Annotated in this window: 22 protein-coding genes; 13 read left to right on the top strand and 9 right to left on the bottom strand. The window is 66.4% G+C overall.

The window, feature by feature from the left end:
* The first annotated feature begins 22 nt into the window (after positions 1–22).
* From CXB49_RS23670 to CXB49_RS16465, 7 genes are all read left to right on the top strand, one after another.
* On the top strand, positions 23–160 hold the full coding sequence (locus CXB49_RS23670) for a hypothetical protein (RefSeq protein ID WP_158300917.1): 138 nt from the start codon (positions 23–25) through the stop codon (positions 158–160).
* Positions 157–573, top strand: coding sequence for an ester cyclase (locus CXB49_RS16490; RefSeq protein WP_101709412.1), 417 nt, complete (start codon positions 157–159; stop codon positions 571–573). Before CXB49_RS23670 ends, CXB49_RS16490 begins: the two co-directional genes overlap by 4 nt.
* A 99-nt stretch (positions 574–672) precedes the next feature.
* Entirely contained in the window at positions 673–1,536 is an 864-nt protein-coding gene (locus CXB49_RS16485) for a DMT family transporter (protein ID WP_233492835.1), read from the top strand.
* Positions 1,537–1,615: 79 nt separating this feature from the next.
* Positions 1,616–2,728 carry a carbonic anhydrase gene (locus CXB49_RS16480; protein ID WP_233492834.1) on the top strand — a complete coding sequence of 371 codons (1,113 nt, stop codon included), beginning with the start codon at positions 1,616–1,618 and terminating at the stop codon, positions 2,726–2,728.
* 308 nt (positions 2,729–3,036) lie between these two features.
* Positions 3,037–5,700: a bifunctional acetaldehyde-CoA/alcohol dehydrogenase gene (gene adhE, locus CXB49_RS16475; RefSeq protein ID WP_101709410.1), complete on the top strand. Its 2,664-nt coding sequence runs from the start codon at positions 3,037–3,039 to the stop codon at positions 5,698–5,700.
* Between the two features lie 113 nt (positions 5,701–5,813).
* The gene (locus tag CXB49_RS16470) at positions 5,814–6,857 is read left to right on the top strand and encodes a GGDEF domain-containing protein (protein ID WP_101709409.1); all 1,044 of its coding nucleotides are present in this window, start codon (positions 5,814–5,816) and stop codon (positions 6,855–6,857) included.
* Positions 6,858–7,037: 180 nt separating this feature from the next.
* Positions 7,038–8,429, top strand: coding sequence for an amino acid permease (locus tag CXB49_RS16465; protein WP_101709408.1), 1,392 nt, complete (start codon positions 7,038–7,040; stop codon positions 8,427–8,429).
* Positions 8,430–8,473: 44 nt separating this feature from the next.
* Here the strand turns inward: CXB49_RS16465 and CXB49_RS16460 are convergent, their stop codons facing one another.
* Positions 8,474–9,379 (bottom strand): LysR family transcriptional regulator, encoded by a 906-nt coding sequence (locus tag CXB49_RS16460; RefSeq protein ID WP_101709407.1) that lies wholly within the window; start codon positions 9,377–9,379, stop codon positions 8,474–8,476.
* Positions 9,380–9,474: 95 nt separating this feature from the next.
* Between CXB49_RS16460 and CXB49_RS16455 the strand changes: the two genes are divergently transcribed.
* A complete protein-coding gene (locus tag CXB49_RS16455) occupies positions 9,475–10,464 on the top strand; it encodes an aldo/keto reductase (protein ID WP_101709406.1) in 990 nt (329 codons plus the stop codon).
* Positions 10,465–10,468: 4 nt separating this feature from the next.
* Here CXB49_RS16455 and CXB49_RS16450 read toward each other — a convergent pair whose 3' ends face one another.
* Both CXB49_RS16450 and CXB49_RS23665 read right to left on the bottom strand, forming a co-directional pair.
* On the bottom strand, positions 10,469–10,894 hold the full coding sequence (locus CXB49_RS16450) for a hypothetical protein (protein ID WP_101709405.1): 426 nt from the start codon (positions 10,892–10,894) through the stop codon (positions 10,469–10,471).
* Between the two features lie 184 nt (positions 10,895–11,078).
* Positions 11,079–11,384, bottom strand: coding sequence for a hypothetical protein (locus CXB49_RS23665; RefSeq protein ID WP_158300916.1), 306 nt, complete (start codon positions 11,382–11,384; stop codon positions 11,079–11,081).
* Positions 11,385–11,712: 328 nt separating this feature from the next.
* Here CXB49_RS23665 and CXB49_RS16445 point away from each other — a divergent pair, with 328 nt between their 5' ends.
* Positions 11,713–12,915, top strand: coding sequence for a GGDEF domain-containing protein (locus tag CXB49_RS16445; RefSeq protein WP_101709404.1), 1,203 nt, complete (start codon positions 11,713–11,715; stop codon positions 12,913–12,915).
* On the opposite strand, the gene CXB49_RS16440 is transcribed toward CXB49_RS16445, so the two are convergent.
* The 4 genes from CXB49_RS16440 to mfd form a co-directional block, all read right to left on the bottom strand.
* The gene (locus tag CXB49_RS16440; RefSeq protein WP_101709403.1) at positions 12,912–13,430 is read right to left on the bottom strand and encodes a DinB family protein; all 519 of its coding nucleotides are present in this window, start codon (positions 13,428–13,430) and stop codon (positions 12,912–12,914) included. The two genes, CXB49_RS16445 and CXB49_RS16440, sit on opposite strands and share 4 nt — an antisense overlap.
* Positions 13,431–13,512: 82 nt before the next feature.
* Positions 13,513–14,313 carry an ABC transporter substrate-binding protein gene (locus CXB49_RS16435; RefSeq protein WP_101709402.1) on the bottom strand — a complete coding sequence of 267 codons (801 nt, stop codon included), beginning with the start codon at positions 14,311–14,313 and terminating at the stop codon, positions 13,513–13,515.
* Complete coding sequence (locus tag CXB49_RS16430) at positions 14,310–15,080, bottom strand: ABC transporter substrate-binding protein (protein ID WP_101709401.1); 771 nt, start codon at positions 15,078–15,080, stop codon at positions 14,310–14,312. Before CXB49_RS16430 ends, CXB49_RS16435 begins: the two co-directional genes overlap by 4 nt.
* Positions 15,081–15,367: 287 nt before the next feature.
* Positions 15,368–18,760 (bottom strand): transcription-repair coupling factor, encoded by a 3,393-nt coding sequence (gene mfd / locus CXB49_RS16425; protein WP_101709400.1) that lies wholly within the window; start codon positions 18,758–18,760, stop codon positions 15,368–15,370.
* Positions 18,761–19,044: 284 nt separating this feature from the next.
* Between mfd and CXB49_RS16420 the strand changes: the two genes are divergently transcribed.
* Together CXB49_RS16420 and rlmB are read left to right on the top strand one after the other, a co-directional pair.
* Positions 19,045–22,281 (top strand): GGDEF and EAL domain-containing protein, encoded by a 3,237-nt coding sequence (locus CXB49_RS16420; RefSeq protein WP_233492833.1) that lies wholly within the window; start codon positions 19,045–19,047, stop codon positions 22,279–22,281.
* 85 nt (positions 22,282–22,366) lie between these two features.
* A complete protein-coding gene (gene rlmB / locus CXB49_RS16415) occupies positions 22,367–23,116 on the top strand; it encodes a 23S rRNA (guanosine(2251)-2'-O)-methyltransferase RlmB (RefSeq protein ID WP_101709399.1) in 750 nt (249 codons plus the stop codon).
* A gap of 42 nt (positions 23,117–23,158) precedes the next feature.
* Here rlmB and CXB49_RS16410 read toward each other — a convergent pair whose 3' ends face one another.
* The gene (locus CXB49_RS16410; RefSeq protein WP_101709398.1) at positions 23,159–24,049 is read right to left on the bottom strand and encodes a LysR family transcriptional regulator; all 891 of its coding nucleotides are present in this window, start codon (positions 24,047–24,049) and stop codon (positions 23,159–23,161) included.
* A gap of 102 nt (positions 24,050–24,151) precedes the next feature.
* Here CXB49_RS16410 and CXB49_RS16405 point away from each other — a divergent pair, with 102 nt between their 5' ends.
* Together CXB49_RS16405 and CXB49_RS16400 are read left to right on the top strand one after the other, a co-directional pair.
* Positions 24,152–24,592: a CidA/LrgA family protein gene (locus CXB49_RS16405; RefSeq protein WP_101709397.1), complete on the top strand. Its 441-nt coding sequence runs from the start codon at positions 24,152–24,154 to the stop codon at positions 24,590–24,592.
* Positions 24,582–25,265, top strand: coding sequence for an LrgB family protein (locus CXB49_RS16400; RefSeq protein ID WP_101709396.1), 684 nt, complete (start codon positions 24,582–24,584; stop codon positions 25,263–25,265). The genes CXB49_RS16405 and CXB49_RS16400 overlap by 11 nt, the downstream gene beginning before the upstream one ends.
* Before the next feature lie 73 nt (positions 25,266–25,338).
* Here CXB49_RS16400 and CXB49_RS16395 read toward each other — a convergent pair whose 3' ends face one another.
* Positions 25,339–25,845, bottom strand: a complete 507-nt coding sequence (locus CXB49_RS16395; protein ID WP_101709395.1) for a Cd(II)/Pb(II)-responsive transcriptional regulator — start codon at positions 25,843–25,845, stop codon at positions 25,339–25,341.
* Positions 25,846–25,886: the final 41 nt, after the last annotated feature.

Below are 25,886 nucleotides of genomic sequence, written 5' to 3'. Positions count from 1 at the left end.
ATGATTGAACAATGGAGACGAGATGGCCTATTTGCTGAAGGCGGCCCGCGCCTGGCGGGACGGGTGGTGGCAGGGCATGTCGCTGCATGCCCGCCATGTGTGCCGCGACGAGACGGAAATCCTGGCGCGCATCCGCAATCGGATGGAGGGGCGGAAATGAGCGGCGACGAAACCCGGAAGGTGGTGTCGGGCTTTCTGCGCGAGGTGCGCTCCGGTCTGGACCCGGACGCGGCGGCGCGCTATCTGGCTGCCAGCGTGGCCGCGCACCAGCTGGAATCGGAGAATCCGCGAACGCTGGCGCGCAGCCCGGCCAACTATGCCGAGCATGTGCGCGAGTTCCGGCGCCTGTTCGGCGATTTCACGCTGCGGGTGGACGAGTTGCTGGTCGACGGCGACCGCGCTTACGCGCGCTGGACCCAGTTCGGCCGCCATCTGGCCGAGATCGACGGGGTGCCGGCCAGCGGCGCGCCGCTGGCGCTGATAGACAGCGCCTGTTACCGGGTGGCGGACGGCAAGATCGTCGAATACTGGATACAGGCCGACCGGATGGGACTGGAGCGGCAACTGGGATAGTCTGCGCAAGGCGGAGTTCGACAGCCGCCGCCTTCTTCTGAAACAATGTCTGCCGCATAGGACCGCAAAGACGGTCCGCCAACCGCATCGGGAGACATCTTGCCTTACCTCGCCCTGACGCTGGCCATGTTCCTGTGGTCCAGCGCCTTCATCGTGCTCAAATACGTATTCCAGTTCTACCATCCGCTGGCGGTGCTGTTCGCCCGCATGCTGATCGCCAGCCTGTGCCTGTTGCCGCTGGCGATGAGCGGCCGCATCCGCTGGCGCTACCGGCGCGGCGACTGGCGCTGGCTGCTGGCGATGGGACTGGCCGAGCCCTGTCTGTATTTCCTGTTCGAGGCCAATGCGCTGACCCATACCAGCGCCTCCCAGGCCGGCGTGGTCACCGCCACGCTGCCTATGCTGATGGCCGTCGGCGCCAGCCTCTTTCTCGGCGAGCGCCATCCGCGCCAGGTGTGGCTGGGCATCACGCTGTCGTTCGCCGGCGTGATCTGGCTGAGTCTGGACAGCCGCGCCGGTCCCGGCGCGCCCGATCCGCTGCTCGGCAACGCGCTGGAGTTCTGCGCCATGGTGTGCGCCTGCGGCTATGTGCTGATCGCCAAGCGGCTGTCGGCGCGCTATTCGCCGCTGGCGATCACCGGCATCCAGGCGCTGGCCGGCAGCGTCTGGTTCGGGCTGGCGATGCTGACGCCGTGGGGACATTGGCCGCAAAGCCTGTTGCTGGCGCCCAGCCTGTGGGTGCTGTACTTGGGCGCGGTGATCACGCTGGGCGCCTACGGCCTGTACACCTGGGCGGTGTCGCGGATTCCGGTGGCGCGGGCAGGCGCCTTCAATAATCTGATCCCGGTCTTCACCGTCTTGCTGGCCTGGCTGCTGCTGAACGAGCGCTTCGAGGCCTGGCAGGGCCTGGCCGGCGTGCTGGTGTTCGCCGGGGTGTGGCTGAGCCAGCGGCGGACGCGATGACGGCTGGCGGCTTTCCCCGTCATGGTCGATGATGCAGAATAGAACGGATATGACTGTTGATGACATCGAGGAATCGCGCATGAACGCTAGGCGAATCGGATCGTGCATGATGGTGCCGCTGCTGCTGGCCCTGCAGCCGGTCTGGGCGGACGAGGCGCCGGGCGACGCCCAGGTGCAGCAAGTGATCAAGCTGCCGCTGAAGGTCAACAAGCCGCCGGCGGCCGAACACGGCGAGGCGCCGGCGGCCAAGCCAGAAGGCAAATCGGTGGCCAAGCCGGAAGGAAAGTCGGAAGGCAAGCCGGCCGAGGGCAAGCCGGAAGGCAAGGCCGCGGAAACGGCCAAGCCGGCCGCCGAGGCGGGCAAGAAGGCCGAGCCGGCGAAAATGGAACCGGAAAAGCTGGCGCCGTCGGTGCCGATGTCCAAGCCGCCGGCGCGCGATCTGAGCCAGCCCAGTCCCGAAGTGCACGCGCCGGGCGGCCGTCCGCGGGCGGCGCAGCGCATCCGGCCCAAGGCGGCCAAGGTCAAGACCGCCAAGGCGCGGGCCGGCAAGGCCGTCGGCGAGGCCGGCCAGGTCAAGGATGTGGTCGGCAGCATCATCAAGGCCAACAGCGCCTACATTTCCAAGCATTCGCCGGGCTATCTGCTGCGGCTGGGCGAGCGCGCCGCGCCGAAGGCGACGGTGGTGACCTGCTCCAGTCCGGGCGGCCGGGTCGGCATGCAGGGCGCCGACGCCGACGCCGATCTGTTCGTCATCAGCAATCTGGGCAATCAGCTGGCCACGTCCGAAGGCTCGATCGAATACGGCGTCCGCCACCTGCACACGCCGCTGCTGATGTTCGTCAGCCATACCGGCTGCGGCGCGATCCGGGCCGCGGCAGGCGACTACAGCGGCATGGAGCCGTCCATCCAGCGGGAGTTGGACAGTATCGAGATACCCAAGGGCATAGACGCGACCAATGGGGCGCTGATCAATATCAACAACCAGGTCGAGGGCGCCATCCTCAAGTTCTCCGGCGAGGTGGAGGCCGGGCGGCTGGCGGTGCTGGGCGGCTACTACGACTTCAACAACGATCTGAAACAGGGACGCGGCCGGCTGGTCATCACCAATATCAACGGCGAGACCGATCCGGTCCGCATCCGCGAACTGAGTCGCAGCGGCCGTTATTTCCACTACGCCTTCATGGGGCAGTAGCGCCGCGACTACGGCCCAGTTGTTCGCCTTCCCCCGCAGAGCGCCGTTTCCGGCGCTCTTTTTGCTGGCGATCCGCGCATTGTTTGGCGACGCGCAAGAACAGATTCGCCAAAGCGAAATATGATGTCTTCGAATCAATCGAGTCATGACCTCTTTGTATCGAGATTGATGTTTGCGGCACGGCCGCCGGTACCGGGATGTAGTGGCGCGACTAGAAACTGAACAGGCTCTTAGCGCCTGAACAGGCTCTTACAGCGAATCCAACGGCGCCGTCCGCGCCCGACAACTTTCGATACCGGAGAGATGATATGGCTGTCAGCAACGAACTCGAACTCGACGCCCTGGTGGCGCGCGTGAAGAAGGCCCAGGCGGCGTTCGCGCAATTCACCCAGGAACAGGTGGACCACATCTTCCGCAGCGCGGCGCTGGCCGCCGCCGACGCCCGCATTCCGCTGGCGCGCATGGCCGTCGGCGAAACCGGCATGGGCGTGATGGAAGACAAGGTGATCAAGAACCACTTCGCGTCGGAGTACATCTACAACAAGTACAAGGATGAAAAGACCTGCGGCGTGCTGTCCGAGGACGACACCTTCGGCACCATCACCATCGCCGAGCCGATAGGCGTGCTGTGCGGCATCGTGCCGACCACCAATCCGACCTCCACCGCCATCTTCAAGGCGCTGATCTCGCTGAAGACCCGCAACGGCATCATCTTCTCGCCGCACCCGCGCGCGCGCCGTTCCACCTGCGAGGCAGCGCGGCTGGTGTTGGAGGCGGCCGTCGCCGCCGGCGCGCCGCAGGACATCATAGGCTGGATAGACGAGCCTTCGGTGGCGCTGTCCGACCGGCTGATGCGCCATCCCGACATCAATCTGATCCTGGCCACCGGCGGTCCCGGCATGGTCAGGGCCGCCTATTCGTCCGGCAAGCCCGCCATCGGCGTCGGCGCCGGCAACACGCCGGCGGTGGTGGACGAAACCGCCGACATCAAGCGCGCCGTCGCGTCCATCCTGATGTCCAAGACCTTCGACAACGGCGTGGTCTGCGCGTCCGAGCAGTCGGTCATCGTGGTCGACGCCATCTACGAGGCGGTGCGCGACCGCTTCTCCAGGCACGGCGGCTACATCCTGCAGGGGGGCGAGGTCGAGGCGGTGCGCAAGGTGATCCTGCGGGACGGCAGCCTGAACGCCGCCATCGTCGGCCAGAGCGCCGCCAGGATCGCCGCGATGGCCGGCATAGACGTGCCGCCGACCACCAAGGTGCTGATCGGCGAGGTCAGCGAGGTGTCGGACAAGGAGGCCTTCTCCCACGAAAAGCTGTCGCCGACGCTGGCGATGTACCGCGCCAGGGACTTCGTCGACGCCTGTGACAAGGCCGCCGCGCTGGTAGCGATGGGCGGCATCGGCCACACCTCGGCGCTGTACACCGACCAGGACCTGCAGGCGGAACGCATCCGCTATTTCGGCGACAAGATGAAGACCGCCCGCATCCTGATCAACACGCCGTCGTCGCAGGGCGGCATCGGCGATCTGTACAACTTCAGCCTGGCGCCGTCGCTGACGCTGGGCTGCGGTTCCTGGGGCGGCAACTCCATTTCCGAGAACGTCGGCCCCAAACATCTGATCAACAAGAAAACCGTCGCCAAGAGGGCAGAGAACATGCTGTGGCACAAGCTGCCGAAGTCCATTTACTTCCGCCGCGGCTGCCTGCCGGTGGCGCTGGAGGACCTGGCCGGCAAGAAGCGCTGCCTGATCGTCACCGGCCAGTATCTGTTCGACAACGGTTTCGTCGACGAGCCGATCCGTCTGCTGAAGAAGATGGGCCTGGAGGTGGAAACCTTCTTCGAGGTGCCGGCCGATCCGACGCTGGCGGTGGTGCGCAAGGGCACCGATCTGGCCCACGCCTTCAAGCCGGACGTGATCATGGCGATAGGCGGCGGCTCGCCGATGGACGCGGCCAAGATCATGTGGGTGATGTACGAACATCCGGAAGTGCATTTCGCCGACCTGGCGCTGCGCTTCATGGACATACGCAAGCGCATCTACCGTTTCCCCAAGCTGGGGCAGAAGGCGATGATGGTGGCGGTGCCGACCACCTCCGGCACCGGCTCCGAAGTGACGCCGTTCGCCGTGGTGACCGACGAGGCGACCGGCGTCAAATACCCGATCGCCGATTACGAGCTGACGCCGGACATGGCCATCGTCGACGCCAATCTGGTGATGGACATGCCGAAGTCGCTGACCGCCTTCGGCGGCATCGACGCCGTCACCCACGCGCTGGAGGCCTATGTGTCGGTGATGGCCAACGAGTACTCCGATCCGCAGGCGCTGCAGGCCTTGAAGCTGCTGAAGGAATACCTGCCGTCCTCGTATCTGAACGGCGCCAAGGACCCGAAGGCGCGCGAGCAGGTGCATAACGCGGCCACCATCGCCGGCGTCGCTTTCGCCAACGCCTTCCTCGGCGTCTGCCACTCGATGGCGCACAAGATAGGCGCCGAGTTCGATCTGGCGCATGGCCTGGCCAACGCCTTGCTGATCAGCAATGTGATCCGCTACAACGCCGCCGACGTGCCGACCAAGCAGACCGCGTTCAGCCAGTACGACAGGCCGAAGAGCGTGGCGCGCTACGCCGAGATCGCCCGCCATCTGGGCCTGGAGGCCAGCCGCGACCATCAACGCGTCGAGAAGCTGATCGAGTGGGTGGACGAGCTGAAGAAGACGCTGGGCATTCCGGCGTCGATCCAGGCGGCCGGCGTCGTCGAGGCCGATTTCCTGGCCAAGCTGGACGAAGTGGCCGAGGCGGCCTTCGATGATCAGTGCACCGGCGCCAATCCGCGCTACCCGCTGATCAGCGAATTGAAGCAGCTGCTGCTCGACAGCTACTACGGCCGGCCGTACCGGGAGGCCTGGGAGCGCGAGCCGGAGGCGGAAGCGGCCAAGCCGGCCAAGGTGAGGAAGCTCAAACAGGCTTGAGGAACCGTCGAACCCGGCGCCGGCCGCTTTGGGCCGGGCAGGGTTTTGCCGGAGGCCCGGCGGCCGGCGGCTGTCTATACTCAGCACATCCGCATACGCCACGGAGACGCCGCATGCCCAGCCCAGCAGTGTCCGCGATGCCGTCCGGCAACCGGTCCGGCGCGCCGGCCTCGGTCGATGCCGGCGCGGAACCGGAGCGGCTGCGCTGGCTGTCGGGGGTGGTGGAGCTGACCTCGCAGCGCGAGCAGCGCGAGCTGGCGCGCGGGCTGATCGAGCTATTGATGGAAAACCCGGCTTTCGGCCGCGCCGAGCTGCATGACTGCCGGCACGGCGCCGACGGCTTCGAGCTGCTGCTGCACTGGCGCGACGACGACGGCGGCGTGGTCGAAGCGACGGACGCTTGCTGGCGGCCGGCCGAAGGCGCGATGGCCGGCTGGCTGCGGCAGGGCGCCGTCGGCGTGCTGCATACCGATGGCGGCCTGTATCGGACGCTGTGTTGCGGCGGGCAGCTCGCCGGCTTGCTGTTCGTCGCCGCAGCCGAGCCGACGCCGCCGTTGCTGGACGAGTTTCGCGCGCTGGCGCGCATCCATGAAAACTATCTGGGCCTGCTGGCCGAGGCCGACTGCGACCGGCTGACCGGTCTCCATAACCGTCGCAAATTCGATCTGGGCATCTATCAGCTGCTGGAGCGGTCGCGCCTCGATCCGGTTCCCAGCGTGCTGGCCTTGCTCGACATCGACTTCTTCAAGACCATCAACGATCGCCACGGCCATGCGATCGGCGACGCGGTGCTGCGTCAGCTGGCGCAATTGATGCGGCAGAGTCTGAGGCCCCAGGACGGGCTGTACCGTTTCGGCGGCGAGGAGTTCGCGCTATTGCTGCCGGGCACCGCCGAGGTGGCGGCGCAGGCCTGGCTGCAGGCGCTGCGGCTGAGGGTGTGCGAGCATGGCTTCAGCCATGGCGAGCCGGTGACGGTCAGCATAGGCTACACGATGATCGATCCGCTGTTGCTGCCGGTGCAGCTGCTGGACCGGGCCGATCGTGCGCTGTACTTCGTCAAGTCCCACGGCCGCAATCAGGTCGGCGGCTACCAGCGGCTGGCGGTGGCCGGACGGGTGGACGCCGAGATGCCCAGCGGCGATATCGAGCTGTTCTGAATCTCGCGGCGTGTCTGCCCGCGCGCGCCTGGCAGTTTCCTGCTTGGGATTTGACAATTAATTGGTATTAAATTGCTCCCATAGTCATATCGTTATCGTCCTATGTAAAATGCTTTGTCGTTCCGGCGCATAAGCACAAGCAATAGTCGGACATCCAACGAATAGACAAAGGAGCAAGGCATGCAGGCAGAACCGCAAACGCTGCACCGCGGGCTGGAGGAGAGGCACATCAATCTGATGGCGCTGGGCGCGACCATAGGCGTCGGCCTGTTCCTCGGCTCGGCCACCGCGATCAAGATGGCCGGTCCGGCCATCATGCTGGCCTACGGCCTTGGCGGCCTCGCCATTTTCATGATCATGCGCGCGCTGGGCGAGATGGCGATACACAATCCGGTGGCCGGCTCGTTCAGCCGCTACGCGCAAGACTACCTCGGGCCGCTGGCCGGCTATCTGACCGGCTGGAACTACTGGTTTCTGTGGCTGGTGACCTGCATGGCGGAAATCACCGCCGTCGGCGTCTACATGGGCATCTGGTTTCCCGACGTGCCGTCCTGGTACTGGGTGCTGGCGGCGATGCTGGCGATGGGCGGAGTCAATCTGATCGCGGTCAAGGCCTACGGCGAGTTCGAGTTCTGGTTCGCGCTGATCAAGATCGTCACCATCGTGCTGATGATAGCCGGCGGCCTGGCGATGATAGTCTTCGGCTTCGGCAATCACGGCGTCGCCACCGGCATCTCCAATCTGTGGGCGCACGGCGGCTTCATGCCCAACGGCTTCTCCGGCGTCCTGATGTCGCTGCAGATGGTGATGTTCGCCTATCTGGGTGTGGAAATGCTGGGCCTGACCGCCGGCGAGGCGAAGAATCCGAAGAAGGCGCTGGCGCGCGCGGTGGACTCGGTGTTCTGGCGCATCCTGATCTTCTACGTCGGCGCGCTGTTCGTGATTCTGGCCATCTATCCGTGGAACGAGCTGGGCACCCGCGGCAGCCCCTTCGTGATGACTTTCGACAGCCTGGGCATTCCGGCCGCCGCCGGCATCATCAATTTCGTCGTGCTGACCGCGGCGCTGTCCTCGTGCAATAGCGGCATCTACAGCACCGGCCGCATGCTGTTCAATCTGGCCGAGCAGAAGCAGGCGCTGCCGCTGTTCGCCAAGGTATCGAAAAGCGGTGTGCCGGTTCCGGCGCTGCTGCTGTCCATCGCCGCGCTGCTGTTCGGCGTGCTGCTGAATTATCTGGCGCCGAAGGAGGTGTTCACCTGGCTGACGGCGATCTCCACCTTCGGCGCGGTGTGGACCTGGCTGATCATCCTGTTGGCGCAGCTGCGCTTCCGCCGCTCGCTGTCGGCCGAGGAATTGGCCGGCATCAGCCACCGGATGCCGCTGTGGCCGTACGGTTCCTATCTGACGCTGGGTTTTCTGGCGCTGGTGATCGGCCTGATGGCCTATTTTCCGGACACCCGCGTTGCGCTGATCGTCGGCCCCGGCTGGCTGGTGTTTCTGATCATCGCCTACTACCTGCTGGGCTACCACAAGCAGGACGCCGCCTGGCGCCTGGCGCAGCAGTCGCGCTGAGTCCGCGCCGCTGGTGTCGTCCGACCCGCCGTCCGGCGGGTTTTTCACGCCTGCGACAGGCCGGCGCGCTCGCGCAGGAAGGCGATCAACGCCCTGAGCTTGGCCGCTTGCCGCGGTCGGTGCGGGTAGTACAGATACAGCGCCTCGGCCGGCAGCATGTGATCGTCCAGCACCACGGCCAGCCGCCCGTCGGCTATCCAGGGCGCGACCAGCGGCTCGGCCAGATAGGCCAGGCCGACGCCGTCCAGCGCGGCATGCAGCAGCGCCATATTGTCGTTGGCGATCAGCGGACCGTCGACGGCCAGTTGCAGCGGCTGGCCATCGGCGGCGAACTGCCAGCGGTATTGTCCGCCGCCGCCGAGGCGGTAGCCGAGGCAGTCGTGCTCGAGCAGGTTCTGTGGCTGCCGCGGCGCGCCGCGGCGGCGTAGATAGTCGGGTGCGGCGACGACGACGAAGCGCAGCGGCCGGCTGACCGGCAGCGCCTGCATGCCGGCCTGCAGCGCCTCGCCGAAGCGGATGCCGGCGTCGAAGCGCTGGGCGACGATGTCGACCAGGCTGTTGTTGACGTCCAGTTCCAGCCGCAGCTTCGGATGGCGGGTGGTGAAGTCGGCCAGCGCCGGATAGAACAACAGTTGGGCGGCGGTATGGGGCAAGGTGACGCGCAGCAGGCCGGCCGGCTGGCCGCGGCTCTGTCGGGTTTCCTCCAGCAGGGCGCCTATCTCGTCCAGCGCCGGTGAGAGCCGCGCCAGCAGCGCCTCGCCGGCCTCGGTCGGCGTCACCTGCCGCGTGGTGCGGGTCAGCAGCGGCACGCCCAGCGCCTCTTCCAGATGGCGCAGGCTCTGGCTCAAGGCCGAGGCACTGACGCCCAGTTCGGCGCCGGCGCGGGTGAAGCTGCGGTGGCGGGCGATCGCGCAGAAGGCCTGCAGCGCGTCATGCGGAATTCGCGACATTGTGAAGCCTGACTAAATAATGTTTGTCATTTTGGGCCATTTATCGGCTTGCCGCCATCTCCTATGCTGGGTCAATTCACCACAGGAGTCATGCGATGCAAAAACGCACACTGGGCCGGGACGGCCCGCAGGTTTCGGCGCTGGGCCTCGGCTGCATGGGCATGAGCGTCGCCTACGGCCCGCACGACGACGCCGAATCGCTGGCGACGCTGGACGCCGCGCTCGATCTGGGCGTCAACTTCCTGGACACCGCCGACATGTACGGCCCGCATACCAACGAGCGCTTGCTGGCCAAGCTGCTGGCCCGGCGCCGCGGCGAGGTGGTGCTGGCGACGAAGTTCGGCATCGTGATGGACCCGGCCGATCCGGCCAAGCGGGGCGTCAACGGCCGCCCGGAATATGTGCGCGCCAGCTGCGAGGGCAGCCTGAAGCGGCTCGGCGTCGACCACATCGATCTGTACTACCAGCACCGCATCGATCCGGCCGTGCCGATAGAGGAAACCGTCGGCGCGATGGCGGACCTGGTCAAGGCCGGCAAGGTGCGCTACCTGGGCCTGTCCGAGGCTTCGCCGGCGACGCTGCGCCGCGCGGCGGCCGTCCACGCCATCCATGCCCTGCAGAGCGAGTATTCGTTGTGGACGCGCGATCCGGAAGACGGCGCGTTGGCCGCCTGCCGCGAGTTGGGCGTCGGTTTCGTCGCCTACAGTCCGCTGGGGCGCGGTTTCCTGACCGGCGCGATCAAGAGTCCGGACGATTTCGCCGCCGACGATTTCCGCCGCGGCAATCCGCGTTTCCAGGGCGAGAATTTCCAGCGCAATCTGCAACTGGTGGACCGGGTGAGGGAACTGGCCGCGGCCAGGGGCAGCAGTCCGGCCCAGCTGGCGCTGGCCTGGCTGCTGGCGCAGGGCGGCGACATCGTCGCGATACCCGGCGCGCGCAAACAGGCGAATCTGCGCGACAACCTGGGGGCCCTGGCCGTCGAATTGAACGCCGCCGATCTGGCCGCGCTGGACGCGGTGTTCGCCGGCGGCCAGGTCAGCGGCCTGCGCTACGCCGCCGACATGATGACCATGGTCAACCGCTGAGCGCTCAGCGCTGCTGGTACGGCGGCAGCGGGGGCAGCATGTGCATCGGTATCGCGCGTTGCTGCCCGGTTTGCGGGTCTATCGTCGTGCCGGGCCGAAATGGCTGCCCGGGAGAGGCGGGCTGCAATTGGACCGGCCCGGACGGGTTGAAGGAATGGCCGATCGAGAAGCTGTCCGGCTGAGTCGGCGCGCCGCGCGCGCCGGAAACGACGGTGGACGGCGCGACTTCCAGCGGCGGATTGTCGAGATCGCCCAGCCGCACCCTGGGCTGGACGCCCAGTGGCTTGGGTTTCTCGTCTCCCGGGGCCGGCGTGATGCGCGGCGTCGGCGCGATCGCCGGCTTCAGCGCGAAGTCGTAAGAGGGGAGGGGCGAGGCCGCCAGCGGCGCGCTGCATAGCGCCAATGGCAGCAGGACGGCGTATCGGCGCATCTTGACTCCTGCGTGGATGAGCCGCGCGAAGCGGCGGGTATGGCGTGGCTGGCGCGTTCCGAGACGGAGACGCGTGGCTGGCTTGGACAGAAGCGTCGCGTCTCTGACGCTCTGAAAGGATAGAGTATTCTATCTAAATGGCGTAGTAGCGATCAAGCGGGGAGGCCGCGCTTGAGCGTCCTTACTATTTTCCGCGCTGCTGCATGAGCTCGATGGCCTTGGGGTCCCATTCCGGCGCGCGCGCTTGTGGTGGTTGAAAATGGCTTGGCCGTTTTCGTCTTTTTTCCTCCAGCGCCCAGCTGGGCGGCGGCGGGACATCGAAATCCGGCAGCTGCAACTTGGGCTCCGCTTGCAGGGGGCGGCGCGGCAAGCTCATGTCCGGACGGGCTTTTACGCTTTCCGACTGCAGGGCGAAAGCATAGGAGGGAAGCGGGGCTGCGGCCGGCGCCTGGGATAGCGTCAATGGCAGCAGGAAAAAGCGTAAGCGCATCTTGATACCTGAGGAAGGGGCCGAGAGGCCCGATATTGCGTGGAGCGGTGGCTGGCGCGATCGGACGGGAACGCGTGGCTGCGGACACAGAGCGGGCGAAGTGCCTTTTCTGAAAGATAGAGTATTCTATCTAACCATGTCTGTATCGACAATCATGTGGACTGATTGATCGTTGCGGGTGGCCCGGGGCGCGGCTACGATGATGCGAAAGGCATGACGCGATCGTACTGGCAGCGCGCAGTTCTGGTATGGTGTCGGCGTTTTGCCCGCGAAGCGTCGGCGATGTCCGCTGAACGGTCCGCGCAATCGATACCGCAAGCAGCCCGCCATGTCCAGTGTACCTTTGCATACGCCCAGCATTCTCGACTTTAAAGCCACGCTGATCAGCAATACCGGTTATTCGCTGGTGCTGACCGCGGTGCTGCTGTTGTCCTGGTTCAGCGGCCGGCGTGAACGCGCGTTGCTCACGCTGGGCATCGCCGGTCTGCTGGGCGATCTTGGCTTCCTGGTCAATGCCCTGCCGCTGGGCCTGTCGGGCTGGCAGCAGTTGCAGCTGACCAATTACCTGCTGGTGGTGTTCTGCCCGCTGGCCGTGATCTGCACGCGTCAGTTGCATGGCTTGCCCAGCGGCTGGCAGGGCTGCTTCGCGCTCTGCTTGCTGGAGTTGCTGGCTTACCGTTACTGGGCGGGGCCGGACGATTTTCCGGCACGGGTGCAGGTGGTGGCCGGCTTCGCGATGCTGTTCTGGATGTTGTCGATTAGGGAGTTCTGGCGGTTCAGGCATGCCTATCGGGGCATAGGGCACTGGATGGCGGGGGCGTTCGCGCTGCTGCAGTGCCTGGTGTCGATCTCCAGGCTGTGGTACGGCTGGCATGTTGGCGGGCGTTACGATCAGGATGGCGTCCTTTTCAACGCGCTGGCATCCCAGATGCTGTTCTGGCTCGGGTACAGCTTCAGCCTTTGCGTGCTGCTGATCAGCTATGAGCAGTTGCTGGAGCAGGTCCGCCAGCAAGCGCAGCAGGATGGTCTGACCCAGTTGTACAACCACCGCACCTTCCACGAGCAGGCCACGGCCCTGTTCGCGCGGGCGAACCAGCGCGCAGAGGCGCTGGCTTTGTTGCTGATCGACCTGGATCACTTCAAGGAGGTCAACGACCGCTACGGCCACCAGGCGGGAGACGCGGTGTTGCGTCAGCTGGCCGACTGCCTGCGCGCGGAGTCGCGTCAAGGCGATCTGCTGGGACGCCATGGCGGCGAGGAGTTCGTGGTGATGCTGCCCCTTGCCAACCGGGTGGAGGCCTGCAACGTGGCGGATCGTCTGCGCCTAGCCATCGCCAACCTGCAGCCGAAGGTGGGCGAATTGCAGTTGTCGATCAGCGCCAGCATAGGCGTGGCCTGCCTGAGACGGTTAGAGCACGACAGTCTGGCCAGCCTGTTCCTGGAGGCCGATCTGCTGCTGTACCAGGCCAAGCGCAAGGGGAGAAACCGGGTGGAAATAGAGCGCGAGCTGGAGATGGCGGCCCAGCATTAAGGCGCGTCGTTTTCTTCCCGGTGGGCGTCCCGCAGATAGACCGGCAGATCGGTCGCCGGGGGCTTGGCGGGCACTTGGTACAGCATGTCGGCGACGAAGCCGCGGTGATAGTTCTTGTGGTTGACGATATGTAGCAGCATGTCGCCGCGCCGCATGCTGCCGGCGCCGCCGTCGACGAAGGCGAAATCCACGAGCTCTTCGTGGGAGGCCGGGTCCAGGCCGTCGGCGTAATCGACATACCAGCGGTCCAGCTCCGATTGCGCCCGGACCAGCTCGGCCAGGGCCGGCGTGTCCGCGGTGTTGCGGCCGCTGTAGCCGTGCGGCCGGGCCTGCAGGTGGGCCTGCCAGATGCGGTCGATCACCAGATTGTGGTTCAGCGTCGACAGGATGTTGCCGAACACGGTGGCGCGGGGCTTCAGCAGTTCCTCTTCCGGCAGCGCGGCCAGCGTGTCGAACAGACGGTGGTTGGCCCAGGCGCTGTAGCGGGCCAGCATGCGGATATCGCGTAAAGGCATTGTCGAGCGGCTTTGTTCGGACGATGAGGCAAGCATACTGACAAGTGCGGCGGCTATCAATGCCGTCGGCATTGCGCCGGATTCAGCCTCCCAGCCGGTAGCGCGCCAGAATGCGCTGATAGTCGCCGTTCCGGCGGAGCTGCCGCAGCGCCTGGTTGAAGCGGTCGCGCAGCGCCTTGTCGCGGAAGGCCGCGGGAAAGACGGTGCTTTGCGGAAAGATGTCGTAGTAGCTGACGGCCGCGCCGGTGGGCAGGCTGGCGGCCAGCTTGTCGCGAAACCAGCTGAATACCGTGCGGTCTATGATCAACAGTTCCACCCGGTCGGCCCAGAACATCCGGCACTGGTTTTCCTGGCTGGCCGTCTCGTGATAATTGCCGCGGAAGCGGCCGGACGGGTCGGGCTGGTAGGCGGCCTGGAAGGCGGGGCCGAGGTCTTGCCAGCCATGCTGCCAGATGGCGAAGCTGTGCCCGTCCAGATCCCGCTGCGAGCGGATGTCCAGCCGCCGCTCCCGTTTGCCGATCGCGATATTGTGATATTCGATGAAGCCGTCCGAGTAATACACGCCCTTGCCGTCGGTGCCGTGTTCGTGCACCGCCGAGGCGATGTCGGCCTGGCCGCCGGCAACGGCCAGCAGCAGCCGCGAGTTGGGGGCGATCGCGGTCTTCATCGAATAGCCCAGCCGTTGCAGCGCCGCGCGCATCAGGTCCACTTCTATGCCGGTGTCGCCCGACTTGTCGTCGTGAAAGGAAAAGGGCGGCCGTCCGGAGGAAAAAACCACCAGCAGCTCGCGGCCCGACGCCCGCGCCGACAGACAGGCCAGCAGGCCGCCGAGCAGGATGGCCGCCCAGCCGCGGGCGGCGGCGATTTGGACACGCGCTTTCATCGGCTGGGCGAGGCGTCGCGCGATTGCTGGACCAGCTGCTGGTAGCGGCCGCTTTTGCGCAGCGAGGCCAGGCCCTGGTTGAATTGGCGGATCAGCCGCTCGGCATCCGGCCGGCGGCGGCTGACGATCAGGTATAGCGCGCTGGTCTGCTGCCCGTCGATGCCGGCGACGACGAAGGGGGAGCGTTCGCCGTACAGTTGGCGGATGGCGAAGGAGGCGACGAAGTCGTTGCACGACACCATGTCCACGGTGTTGCGATCCAGCATTTTCAGACAGCTGTCCAGCGTGGGCGGACGCTCCAGCCGCAGCTGGTATTTGCGGATGTCGGCTTCGGTGTAGGCGGTGGTCCAGCCCAGGGGCAGGCACAGCCGCTTGCCCTGCCAGCGGCCTTGTTCGGCGTCTTTGTCGCCTTGGCGGACGAAATAGGAGAAATGGTCCAGATGCAGCGGCTCTGAATACAGGAAATCCTTTTCGCGGCTGGCGTCGCGGGCATAGGGGAAGCTGGCGGCGAAACGGCCTTGCCCGGTTTCCGAGTACGCCCGTTTCCAGGGCAGGAAGACGATTCTGGGGGCCGGCATCCCGGCGGCGGCGAAGGCTTCGCGGACGATCACGGCGCTGATGCCGCCCTGCGGCAGTTTCTCGCCGACATAGGGCGGAAACTCGCCGGTCACCAGCGCGAGCCCATCCGCGCTCGCGTCTGTCATGCCGCGCGCCGCCGCGCTGCAGGCGAACAGCGCGGCGCAGGCCATTTTACGGAAATCGCTCATCAAGACGGACCCGGGTCGCTATGTCCTGATTATCGACCAGCGATCCGGCAAGACAAACCGGCTTCTGGCCGGATTTTCGCATTGGCTTGGCTTCGCTCTTGCCTGTTTACGTCGACGAATCGTTTAGGAATCCGCTTTGCGGATGATAGTTTTCATGCCGGTTCCGCCCGGCGGGCAGCCCCGCCATGAAAATCATCATCAATAGGCTATGGAAAGATTTAGTCAAAGAAAAAAGCCAACCCAAAGAGTTGGCTTTTTACTGAGTGTCTTTGAGAAGGAAATCGAGCTTAGGCGCTCAACTCCTTCAACACCTCCTTCACCTTGACGATGCGCTGCGCCACCTCCGGCAGCGCTTGCTCGACGCGCAGCTTGTCCTGCCCGGCCAGCCGGTAATGCTTCTTGCTCTGGATCAGCATGATGATCTTCACCGGGTCTATCGGCGGATTCTTGATGAAGGTGATCTGCACCGCCACCTCGCTGGCGTCCAGCTTCTGCACGCCCAGCTCCTTGGCGACCAGGCGCAGGCGGTGGCTTTCGATCAGCGTCTTCACGCTTTGCGGCGGCAGGCCGAAGCGGTCGATCAGCTCTTCGTGTATGGCGTCGATCTCGGCCTCGGTCTCGCAGCTGGCCAGCCGCTTGTAAATCAGCAGCCGCTCGTGCACATCCGGGCAGTAGCCGTCCGGCAGCAGCGCCGGACTGTGCAGATTGATCTCGGTGGTGACGCCCAGGGGCGCGTCCAGATCCGGCGCGCGGCCTTTTTTGAGGTCGCGCACCGCCTGCTTCAGCATCTCGGTGAACAGGGAAAAGCCCACTTCCTGCATTTCGCCGGACTGGCCTTCGCCGAGCACTTCGCCGGCGCCGCGGATTTCCAGGTCGTGCATCGCCAGGTAGAAGCCGGCGCCCAGTTCGCCGGACAGCTGTATCGCTTCCAGCCGCTTCTGCGCGTCGCGGGTCATGCCGTCCGGCGTCAGCAGATAGGCGTAGGCCTGGTGGTGCGAGCGGCCGACGCGGCCGCGCAACTGGTGCAGTTGGGCCAGGCCGAACTTGTCGGCGCGGTTGATCAGTATCGTGTTGGCGTTGGGGATGTCGATGCCGGTTTCGATGATGGTGGAGCACAACAGCAGATTGAAGCGCTGCTGCAGGAAGTCGCGCATCACCTGCTCCAGCTCGCGCTCGCGCAGCTGGCCGTGGGCGACGCCTATGCGCGCCTCCGGGATCAGCTCGGTCAGCTTTTCCCGCATGTTTTCTATCGTGTCGACCTCGTTGTGCAGGAAGAAGACCTGGCCGCCGCGCTTCAGCTCGCGCAGCACCGCCTCGCGGATCACGCCGTTGGACAGCGGGCTGACGAAGGTCTTGACCGCCAGCCGGCGGCTGGGGGCGGTGGCGATGGCGGAGAAGTCGCGCAGGCCTTCCAGCGCCATCGACAGCGTGCGCGGAATCGGCGTCGCGGTCAGCGTCAGCACGTCGACATTGGCGCGCAGCCGTTTCAGCTGCTCCTTCTGCCGCACGCCGAAGCGGTGTTCCTCGTCGATGATGACCAGGCCGAGGTTCTTGAATTCGATGTCCGGCTGCACCAGCTTGTGGGTGCCGATGACGATGTCGACGCCGCCGTCGGCGAGGCCGGCGAGCGCCTGCTTGGTTTCCTTGCCGCTCCTGAAACGGGACAGTTCGGCGATGCGCACCGGCCAGTCGGCGAGGCGGTCGGAGAAGTTCTGGAAATGCTGCTCGGCCAGCAGCGTCGTCGGCACCAGCACCGCCACTTGCTTGCCGCCCATCACCGCGACGAAGGCGGCCCTGAGCGCGACCTCGGTCTTGCCGAAGCCGACGTCGCCGCAGACCAGCCGGTCCATAGGCTTGCCGGAGCACATGTCCTGGATCACCGCCTCGATGGCGGTGGCCTGATCCGGCGTCTCCTCGAAGCCGAAGCCGGCGGCGAAGGCGCTGTAGTCGGCATGGGACAGCTGGAAGCTGTGGCCCTCGCGCGCGGCGCGCTGCGCGTACAGGTTCAGCAGCTCGGCCGCGGTGTCGCGCGCCTTTTCGGCGGCCCGCTTCTTGGCTTTTTCCCAGGCAGGGTTGCCCAGCTTGTGCAGCTGGATATCGTCGGTGGCGCCGCCGGCGTAGCGCGAGATCAGCTGCAGCTGCGACACCGGCACGTACAGCGTCGCGCCGTCGGCGTACTCCAGCTGCATCAGCTCGGTTTGGCCCTCGCCGAGGTCCATCGTCACCAGGCCGACGTAGCGGCCTATGCCGTGCGCCTCGTGCACCACCGGATCGCCGGCCTTGACCTCGGCCAGGTCGCGCAGCATCGCGTCGGAGCCGGCGCGGCTGGCCTTGCGGCGGGTGTGGCTGCGGGCGACGTGCTGGTACAGCTCGCTCTCGGTCACCACGGCGATGGCCGCTTCGGCCAGCGCGAAACCGGAGTAGAGCGGGGCGACGGTCAGCGCCAGCGCGATCTTGCCGTCGGAGAAATCGGCCCAGCTGTCCACCGGCGTCGGCTTGATGCCGTTCTCGGCCAGGAAGGCCAGCATGGTTTCGCGCCGGCCCAGGCTTTCCGCGGCCAGCAGCACGCGTTTGCCGCCGGAGGCGATGAAGCCTTGCAGCTTGTGCAGCGGCGCGTCGGCGCGGCGGTCCACCGCCAGTTCCGGCAGCGCGGCGCCGGCGTCGCCGTCGCCGGAGAATTCGATGCGGGCGTAAGGCTTGAGCCTGGCCATCAATTCGTCGGGGCGCAGGAAGATGTCGGCCGGCGGCAGCACCGGGCGCTCGGTGTCGCCGCGCGCCATGTCGTAGCGGCTTTGCGCGTCGCGCCAGAAGGTTTCCGCCGCCGCCTGCACGTCGTGGTGCTGCACCAGCAGCGCGTCGTCGCCGACATAGTCGAACAGCGTCGCCGTCTCGTCGAAGAACAGCGGCAGGTAGTACTCGATGCCGGCCGGCCACAGGCCTTGCGACACGTCCTTGTAGACGCGGCTCCTGCTCGGGTCGCCTTCGATCTTTTCCCGGTAATGCTGGCGGAAGGCGGTGACGCCGCTCTCGTCGGCCGGATACTCGCGCGCCGGCAGCAGCCGCACTTCCGGCACCGGGTACAGCGTGCGCTGAGTGTCTGGGTCGAAGGTCTTCAGGCTGTCGATTTCGGCGTCGAACAGGTCGATCCGGTACGGCAGCGGCGAGCCCATCGGGAAGAGGTCGATCAGGCTGCCGCGCACCGAGAACTCGCCCGGCGCCATCACCTGGGTGACGTGCTGATAGCCGGCGGTGACCATGTCGCCGCGCAGCTTCTCGACATCCAGCTGCTGGCCGGCCTTCAGGAAGAAGGTGCGGCCCAGCAGGTAGCCCACCGGCGCCAGTCTGCTCAGCGCGGTGGCCACCGGGGCGATCACCACCTGGCACTCGCGCTGGCGGATCTGCCACAAGGTGGCCAGCCGTTCGCTGACCAGGTCGCCGTGCGGCGAAAAGTGGTCGTACGGCAGCGTTTCCCAGTCGGGAAACAGCGCGATCGACAAGTCGGGCGCGAAGAACGGCAATTCGGCCTTCAGCCGCTGGGCGGCCTGGGCGTCGGCGGTGAGGATGAGCAGCGGACGGCGCTGCTTGGCCAGCGCGGCGATGGCGTGGCTGTCCAGGCCATCTGGCAGGCGGTCGCAGCGGGTTTTCTGGCCGGCGGGCGGCAGGGGCGGGAGCGTATCCAACTTGATCGGGCTTCTGTGCGGAGTTGTGCTTGTCGCGATTATAACAGCGCGCCGGTCATGTGCCGGCAGACGGCTCTAGCCGCCGGCCGGATTCCCGGCTATCGTATGCGTTTGGCTCAAGTTAGGCTTATTTCAGCATGAAGTAAAAAGCCGCTTGATGCCATCAAGATATCAGAAAAAATAATGTGAAACCGTTCGGCTGATGCTTTGGGTGTTTTCAATGGCATATGGTCGAGCCGCTTGGCCAAGATCCGGACCACCGGACGCAGCAAGAGGGATGGAGCGTGAAAACCACACCTAGGGTGGAGGAGTGGCTGGGTTTCCTGGCGTTTATCGCCGGCGTGGCCCTGTGGCCGCGTCAGCCGCAGGCGGCATTGTCGCTTGCCAGTTTCGCGTCGCACGGCCTGCTGTGCAGGCAATGGCTGGCGCACGGCGCGCGGCGCGGCTGGTGGTGGCCGCTGGCGGCGACCGCCGCGGCGGCCGCCGTCGCGCCGCCGCTATGGGCCTTATTGCTGGGCGCCTCCCTGTACCTGCTGTTGCCCGGCCTGCATTTGAGCGGCCTGTTGGGCGCGCGGCTGCGCCCGTCCACGCCGGGGGAGTTGCGCCGCCTGCTGCTGGCGCTGATCGCCTATCCGGCGCTGCCGGCCGGCGCCTTGCTGGGTGGTTACGCCTGGCTGGCCGGCTACCACGCGATCACGCCGTGGTCGTGGGCGTGGCAGTGCTGGGCGGCGGCGAGCTCGGCGTTGTTCCTGTGCGCGCCGCTGGCCTGGCCGCGGAAGCCGGCGCTGGCGACGCGGCTGGAGCTGGCGTTGATCCTGGCGCTGGTGGCCGGCGCGGCGGCCTTGCTGCTGTCCAGCGCCGCGCCGCTGAACATTCCCAGCCAGCTCTTGCTGTTTCCGTTCATCCTGTGGGCGGCCTGCCGCACCGGGCTCGACGGCGCCGCGCTGACGGCCGGCATGGTGTCGCTGGCCTTGTCGTTGGCCGCGCCGCCGCATGCCGGCGTCGGCAATGCCTCCACCGATCTGCTGCTGGCGCTGGCGCTGAACGTGTCCGGCCTGCTGGTGGCGATACTGATGGACGGCCACCGCGTCGACGAGGCGGCGCTGCGCACCTTCCAGGCGCGCATCGAATCGCTGGTCAACAACAGCCCGACGATGATGTCGCTGAAGGACATGGACGGCCGCTACCTGCTGGTCAACGCCGCCTACGCGCGGCGGGTCGGCGTGCCGGTCCACACGCTGCCGGGGCAGCGGCCGGAGGACGTGTTCGACGCCGCCGACGCCGCGCAGATCCGCGAGCAGGACCAGCAAGTGCTGAATATGCTGGCGCCGCGCCAGTTCGACGAGCATTTCAGCCTCAACGGCGTCGAAACCTATCTGCTGGCGTCCAAGTTCCCGCTGTTCGACGCCGAAGGCCGTCCGGCCGGCGTCGGCAGCGTCGACACCGACATCACCGCCAGCCGGCGCGAGCAGAAGGCCAAGCGCGAGGCCGAGGAGCGCTATCTGGCGCTGGTCGAGCAGTCGCTGGTCGGCATCTACATCCTGCAGGACGAGCGGCTGGTCTACGTCAATCCGAAGCTGGCCGACATCATGGGCTACCCGCCGGAGGAGATGGCCGGCATGACGATGGGCCAGGTGCTGGTGCCGGGCGAGGCCAACCGGCTGCGCCAGCAGCTGCTGCGCCGCTTCCGCGACAATATCTCGGTGATGCACTACTCCACCCGGGGCCTGCGCAGGGACGGCGTGGTGGTGGACATGGAGGTGCACAGCCGGCTGTTCGAGCTGGAGGGGCGCAAGGCGGTGATAGGCGTGGTGATGGACATTTCCGAGCGGCTGCTGGCCGACACCAATCTGCGGCTGGCCGCCAAGGTGTTCGAGAACTCGGCCGAGGGCATCCTGATCCTGGACGCCGGCGCCCGCATCATCGCCGTCAACGACGCGTTCTCCCGCATCACCGGCTACGGCGAGGAGGAGACGCTGGGCAAGCTGTCGCGGATATTCAGCCCGGACCAGAGCGAGCGGCAGGCGATGCAGCAGGCGCTGGCCGGCAGCGGGCACTGGCACGGCGAGATGCGCGACCGGCGCAAGAACGGCGAGTGGTATCCGGCCGAGCTGGCGATTTCGGCGCTGCGCGACGAGGACGAGCAGATCTGCAACTACGTGGCGGTGTTCTCCGACATCACCCAGCGCAAGGAGGCCGAGGCGCGGCTGCAGTTCCTGGCCAATCACGACCCGCTGACCGGCCTGCCCAACCGCAGCCGCCTGACCGCCGAACTGGATGGCGAATTGGGGCGCATGGCCGGCGAAGGCGGCCGGCTGGCGGTGATGTTCATCGATCTGGATCGTTTCAAGCTGATCAACGACTCCTTCGGCCACCAGGCCGGCGACCAGCTGCTGTGCGAGATCGCGCGCCGGCTGGACAGGGTGGTCGGCGAGCGCGGCATGCTGGCGCGGCTCGGCGGCGACGAGTTCACGCTGCTGATGAGCGGTTTCGACGGCCACCCGCAACTGGCCGGCATGGCGTCCGACATCCTGGCCGAGCTGGGCCGGCCGCTGACGCTGGAGGCGCACGAGGTCTTCATCACCGGCAGCATAGGCATCAGCGTGTTCCCGCACGACGGCCGCGACGCGCGCACGCTGCTGAAGAACGCCGATGTGGCGATGTACCGCGCCAAGGATGCCGGCAAGAACACCTACCAGTTCTTCGATGTCGGCATGAACACCCAGACCTTCGAACGGCTGCTGCTGGAAAACGGCCTGCGCCAGGCGCTGGAGCGCGGCGAGTTCGAGCTGCATTACCAGCCGCAGCTGAACGCGACCACGCGGGCGCTGGAGGGGGCCGAGGCGCTGCTGCGCTGGCGCCATCCGCAGCTGGGCCTGGTGCCGCCGGTGCGTTTCATCGCGCTGGCCGAGGAAACCGGCCTGATCAAGCCGATAGGCGACTGGGTGCTGCGCGAAGCCTGCCGCCAGCTGGCCGCCTGGGACGCCGCCGGGTTGGCGGTGCCGAGGCTGGCGGTCAATCTGTCGCCGCGCCAGTTCGGCCAGCCGTCGCTGCCGGCCAAGGTGGCCGGCGCGCTGCAGGCGGCCGGCCTCGCCGCCGCGCGGCTGGAGCTGGAGATCACCGAAAGCATGATCATGCAGAGCCCGACCGAGGCGGTGAGCCTGCTGTCGGAATTGAAGGCGCTGGGCGTCTGGCTGTCCATCGACGACTTCGGCACCGGCTACTCGTCGCTGTCGCACCTGAAGCGCTTCCCGCTGGACACGCTGAAGATAGACCAGTCCTTCGTCGACGGTCTGCCGGACGACGAGGACAACGCGGCGATCGCCGAGGCCATCCTGGCGATGGCCAGGAAGCTGAAGTTCCACGTGGTGGCCGAGGGGGTGGAGAACGAGGCGCAGGCGGCCTTCCTGCAGAGCAAGGGCTGCCACACGCTGCAGGGCTACCATTTCAGCCGGCCGCTGCCGGCGGCGGCCTTCTTCGCGCTGGCGGAGGACTGGCGACGGGCCGCGGAGCCTGCCTGAACGGATTCCGGGCGGGCGCCGCGCTGGGCCGGCGGGCGGCTTGCGGCTACAATGGCGGGAATTGAGCATTCGAGACATCCCCGCCATGAGCAACAAACGCCTGATACACGGCTTCCACGCCATCAACGCCCGCCTGTGGCAGAACCCGAAGAGCCTGCTGGAGATCTGGCTGGCCGGCGGCCGCCACGACGCCCGCGCCAAGGCGGTGCTGGACAAGGCCGGCGAGGAGAAGGTCAAGCTGCACATCGTCGACAAGGAACGGCTGGACAGCATGAGCGGCAACGCGCGCCACCAGGGCGTGGTGGCGATGATAGACGCCAGCATGAACTACGTGGACCTCGACGACGTGCTGGAAAACCTGTCCGAGCCGCCGCTGCTGCTGATCCTGGACGGCGTCACCGATCCGCACAATCTGGGCGCCTGCCTGCGCGTCGCCGACGCGATGGGCGCGCACGCGGTGATCGCGCCGAAGGATCGCTCGGCCACGCTGAACGCGACGGTGTCCAAGGTGGCCTGCGGCGCCGCCGAGGTGGTGCCCTATATCACCGTCACCAATCTGGCGCGCACGCTGCGCGATCTGAAGGACGCCGGCGTGTGGCTGGCCGGCACGACGATGGAGGCCGACACCGACCTTTACCACTTCGACGCCTCCGGCCCGCTGGCCTGGGTGATGGGCGCCGAGGGCGAGGGCATGCGCCGGCTGACGCGCGAGCATTGCGACGTGCTGGTGTCCATTCCGATGTTCGGCAGCGTCGAGAGCCTGAACGTGTCGGTGTCGTCCGGCATGGTGCTGTCGGAGAGCCGCCGCCAGCGGGTGCTGAAGGCGCCGGGCTGAGCGCGTTTTCCATCGAATCGCAGGCCGCCGACGCGGCCTTTTTCAATCCTGGCCGCCCAGCGTCTCCCGCGTCAGCGCCAGCCAGGCGCGCGCCGCGTGCGACAGATAGGCGCCGCGCTGCCAGATCAGCGCCAGGTGCCAGTACAGCTTGTTGTCGTACAGCGGAATCACGTCGTACTGCTCCGGACTCAGCCGGGCGACGATGCAGCGCGGCAGCATCGTGATGCCCAGATTGGCCGCCACCAGCTCGACGATGAAGTCCCAGTGCGCGCTGCGGCCGACGATATTGGGCGTCTTGCCCAGCTCGCGGAAGGCGTCGCCGATGCGGCGGCTCAGCGTGAAATCGTCCGGGTACAGCACCAGCGGCTGATCGGCGATGTCGGCCAGCTGCACCAGCGACTTGCCGTGCCAGCGCGAGCCGGCCGGCGCCACCAGGCACAAGGGATCGCGCACCACCGAGTAGTGGTCGAATTCCTGGCTGTCCACCGGCAGCACCGCCACGCCGATTTCCAGCTCGCCGCCGCGGATGCGGCTTTCTATGCCCAGCGCGCCGTCCTCCACCATCTTCAATTCGATCTGCGGGTAGCGGCGGCGATAATGGCTGACCACCGGCGCGAAGAAGGCGACGCCGACCATAGGCGGCAGGCCGACCACCAGTTCGCCGCGGCTCAGCGAGGCGAGGTCGGCCAGCTCGTGCTTCAACTGGTTCATCGCCGACAGCACATCCAGTCCGCGCTCGTAGGTGACGCGGCCGGCGTCGGTCAGCCGGAAACTGCGGCCCTCGCGCAGAATCAGCGGCATGGCCAGCTCCTCCTCCAGCTGCTTCACCATCTTGCTGATCGTCGGCTGGGTGACGAACAGCGCGTCGGCGGCGCGGGTGAAGCTCTGGCATTTGACCAGCTCGACGAAATAACGCAGCGCGCGTATGTCCATATGCATTCCTGATTGGAATCGTATTGATAATTTTAATTCATTTTTAGAATAAATTCCGGCTGGCTATACTCGCTTCAACTCCTAAGTTGATGGAAGCCGAGCATGGCCCGCCTGTTTCACCGCCTGTCGCAGCCGCTGCAAACCGTTTCACAGGTTGTGCTGCTGAGCCTGGTGTGGCTGGCGGCCAGCCAGCTGAGCCAGCATTGGCTGCCGGCCTTGCCGGCAGGCGTGCTGGGCATGCTGCTGGTGCTGGCCGGCCTGTGGTCGGGCCTGCTGCCGGTGGCCTGGTTCCGTCACGGCGCGCGCTGGCTGCTGGCCGAGATGCTGTTGTTCTTCATCCCGGCGGTGGTGGCGGTGGTGCAGTATCCGCAGGTGATCGCTTCCGCCGGCGCCAGGCTGCTGCTGGTGATCGTCGTTTCCACCGCGCTGGTGATGGCGGTGACCGCGCTGGTCGTCGACGCGTGCTACCGCCTGGAAATCAGGATGCGTCGCCGCGGCGGCAAGCGCAAGGCCGCGATGGGGGCGAAAGTCCATGGAGCATGAAATCGCCTTGATCTCCTTCGTACTCACCGTGGTGCTGTACTGGGCGGTCAAGAAGTATTACCTGAAGACGCGCAGCTGGTGGAGCACGCCGATACTGGCGGTGCCGCTGCTGATCATCGGCCTGGTGGTGCTGGCGCGGGTGCCGTACCAGACCTACTTCGCCGACACGCGTTGGCTGACCTGGTTACTGGGGCCGGCGACGGTGGCGTTCGCGGTGCCGATCTACGAGCAGCGCGCGCTGATCCGCAAGCACTGGCTGGCCTTGAGCTGCGGCGTGCTGGCGGCGATCCCGGCGGCGGTGGTCAGCTCGGTGGCGCTGGCGCGCTGGCTGGATCTGCCGGAGCTGATGCAGAAGAGCCTGGCGCCGCGGTCGATCAGCACCCCGTTCGCGCTGGCCGCCTCGCACACGCTGGGCGGCTCGGCCGACCTGACCGCGCTGTTCGTCGTCGTGACCGGCGTCTGCGGAATGATGCTGGGCCAATTGATGCTGGCCTTGCTGCCGATACGCTCGGCGCTGGCCAGGGGCGCCTTGTTCGGCGCCGCCGCCCACGCGGCGGGCACGGCCAAGGCCGCCGAGATCGGCGCCGAGGAAGGCGTGGTGGCCAGTTTGACGATGATGCTGGCCGGTGTGGCGACGGTGTTCGCCGCGCCGCTGATCAGCAGCTGGATCTGAAGATTTTGTTGTGACCTGACCGCCGGTGGGATGGTGGTCAGAGGGTTTCTCCTCTTCCCAAACGAGCGTTGATTTAAGGCCGATCCTTGTTGGATCGGCCATTTTTTTTGGCCGCGTGGTCGTAGTCGTGGCTGTGGCCGTGATTGTCCTGGCCGAACGGCGTGTGGCAGACGCAGGGCGCGCCCTCGGCCGCCTCGACCAGCGTCTGCAGGATGCCGCAGTCGGCCGCCGCGTGGTGCTCGTGGCATTTGTCGCGCAAGGCCAGTAACTGGCGTTCCAGCAGCCGCAGCGCCTCCACCTGCTGGTGCACCTTGGCGATCTGCTGGTCTATCAGCAGATTGATGTCCTCGCAGTCGTGCTCGTGGTCGGCCTTGAACGCCGCCAGATTGCGGATGTCGGCCAGCGACATGCCCAGCGAGCGGCAGTGCAGGATGAAATTCAGCTCGCCCAGCTGTTCTGCGGTGTAGCGGCGATAGCCGGAAGCCGAGCGCTGCGGCGCCGACAGCAGGCCCTCGCGCTCGTAATAGCGTATGGTTTCGACGTCGCAGCCGGTTTGCCGCGCCAATTCTCCGATCAACATGCTATGCCTCCGATCGATATCGCTTGACCCTGTAGTCACTA

The organism is Chromobacterium sp. ATCC 53434, from assembly GCF_002848345.1.
Taxonomy (GTDB): domain Bacteria; phylum Pseudomonadota; class Gammaproteobacteria; order Burkholderiales; family Chromobacteriaceae; genus Chromobacterium.
This window is presented reverse-complemented; position numbering and strand designations above follow the sequence as displayed.

Bases quoted from the DNA above. Each gene is read 5' to 3' on its own strand.
- CXB49_RS16405 (WP_101709397.1), top strand. From the start codon at position 24,152: ATGGCCCGCCTGTTTCACCGCCTGTCGCAGCCGCTGCAAACCGTTTCA.
- CXB49_RS16480 (WP_233492834.1), top strand. From the start codon at position 1,616: ATGAACGCTAGGCGAATCGGATCGTGCATGATGGTGCCGCTGCTGCTG.
- CXB49_RS23665 (WP_158300916.1), bottom strand. From the start codon at position 11,384: ATGCGCTTACGCTTTTTCCTGCTGCCATTGACGCTATCCCAGGCGCCG.
- CXB49_RS16490 (WP_101709412.1), top strand. From the start codon at position 157: ATGAGCGGCGACGAAACCCGGAAGGTGGTGTCGGGCTTTCTGCGCGAG.
- CXB49_RS16445 (WP_101709404.1), top strand. From the start codon at position 11,713: ATGTCCAGTGTACCTTTGCATACGCCCAGCATTCTCGACTTTAAAGCC.
- CXB49_RS16435 (WP_101709402.1), bottom strand. From the start codon at position 14,313: ATGAAAGCGCGTGTCCAAATCGCCGCCGCCCGCGGCTGGGCGGCCATC.
- CXB49_RS16400 (WP_101709396.1), top strand. From the start codon at position 24,582: ATGGAGCATGAAATCGCCTTGATCTCCTTCGTACTCACCGTGGTGCTG.
- CXB49_RS16440 (WP_101709403.1), bottom strand. From the start codon at position 13,430: ATGCCTTTACGCGATATCCGCATGCTGGCCCGCTACAGCGCCTGGGCC.
- CXB49_RS16430 (WP_101709401.1), bottom strand. From the start codon at position 15,080: ATGAGCGATTTCCGTAAAATGGCCTGCGCCGCGCTGTTCGCCTGCAGC.
- CXB49_RS23670 (WP_158300917.1), top strand. From the start codon at position 23: ATGGCCTATTTGCTGAAGGCGGCCCGCGCCTGGCGGGACGGGTGGTGG.
- CXB49_RS16450 (WP_101709405.1), bottom strand. From the start codon at position 10,894: ATGCGCCGATACGCCGTCCTGCTGCCATTGGCGCTATGCAGCGCGCCG.
- CXB49_RS16460 (WP_101709407.1), bottom strand. From the start codon at position 9,379: ATGTCGCGAATTCCGCATGACGCGCTGCAGGCCTTCTGCGCGATCGCC.
- CXB49_RS16465 (WP_101709408.1), top strand. From the start codon at position 7,038: ATGCAGGCAGAACCGCAAACGCTGCACCGCGGGCTGGAGGAGAGGCAC.
- CXB49_RS16455 (WP_101709406.1), top strand. From the start codon at position 9,475: ATGCAAAAACGCACACTGGGCCGGGACGGCCCGCAGGTTTCGGCGCTG.
- CXB49_RS16395 (WP_101709395.1), bottom strand. From the start codon at position 25,845: ATGTTGATCGGAGAATTGGCGCGGCAAACCGGCTGCGACGTCGAAACC.
- CXB49_RS16470 (WP_101709409.1), top strand. From the start codon at position 5,814: ATGCCCAGCCCAGCAGTGTCCGCGATGCCGTCCGGCAACCGGTCCGGC.
- rlmB (WP_101709399.1), top strand. From the start codon at position 22,367: ATGAGCAACAAACGCCTGATACACGGCTTCCACGCCATCAACGCCCGC.
- adhE (WP_101709410.1), top strand. From the start codon at position 3,037: ATGGCTGTCAGCAACGAACTCGAACTCGACGCCCTGGTGGCGCGCGTG.
- CXB49_RS16410 (WP_101709398.1), bottom strand. From the start codon at position 24,049: ATGGACATACGCGCGCTGCGTTATTTCGTCGAGCTGGTCAAATGCCAG.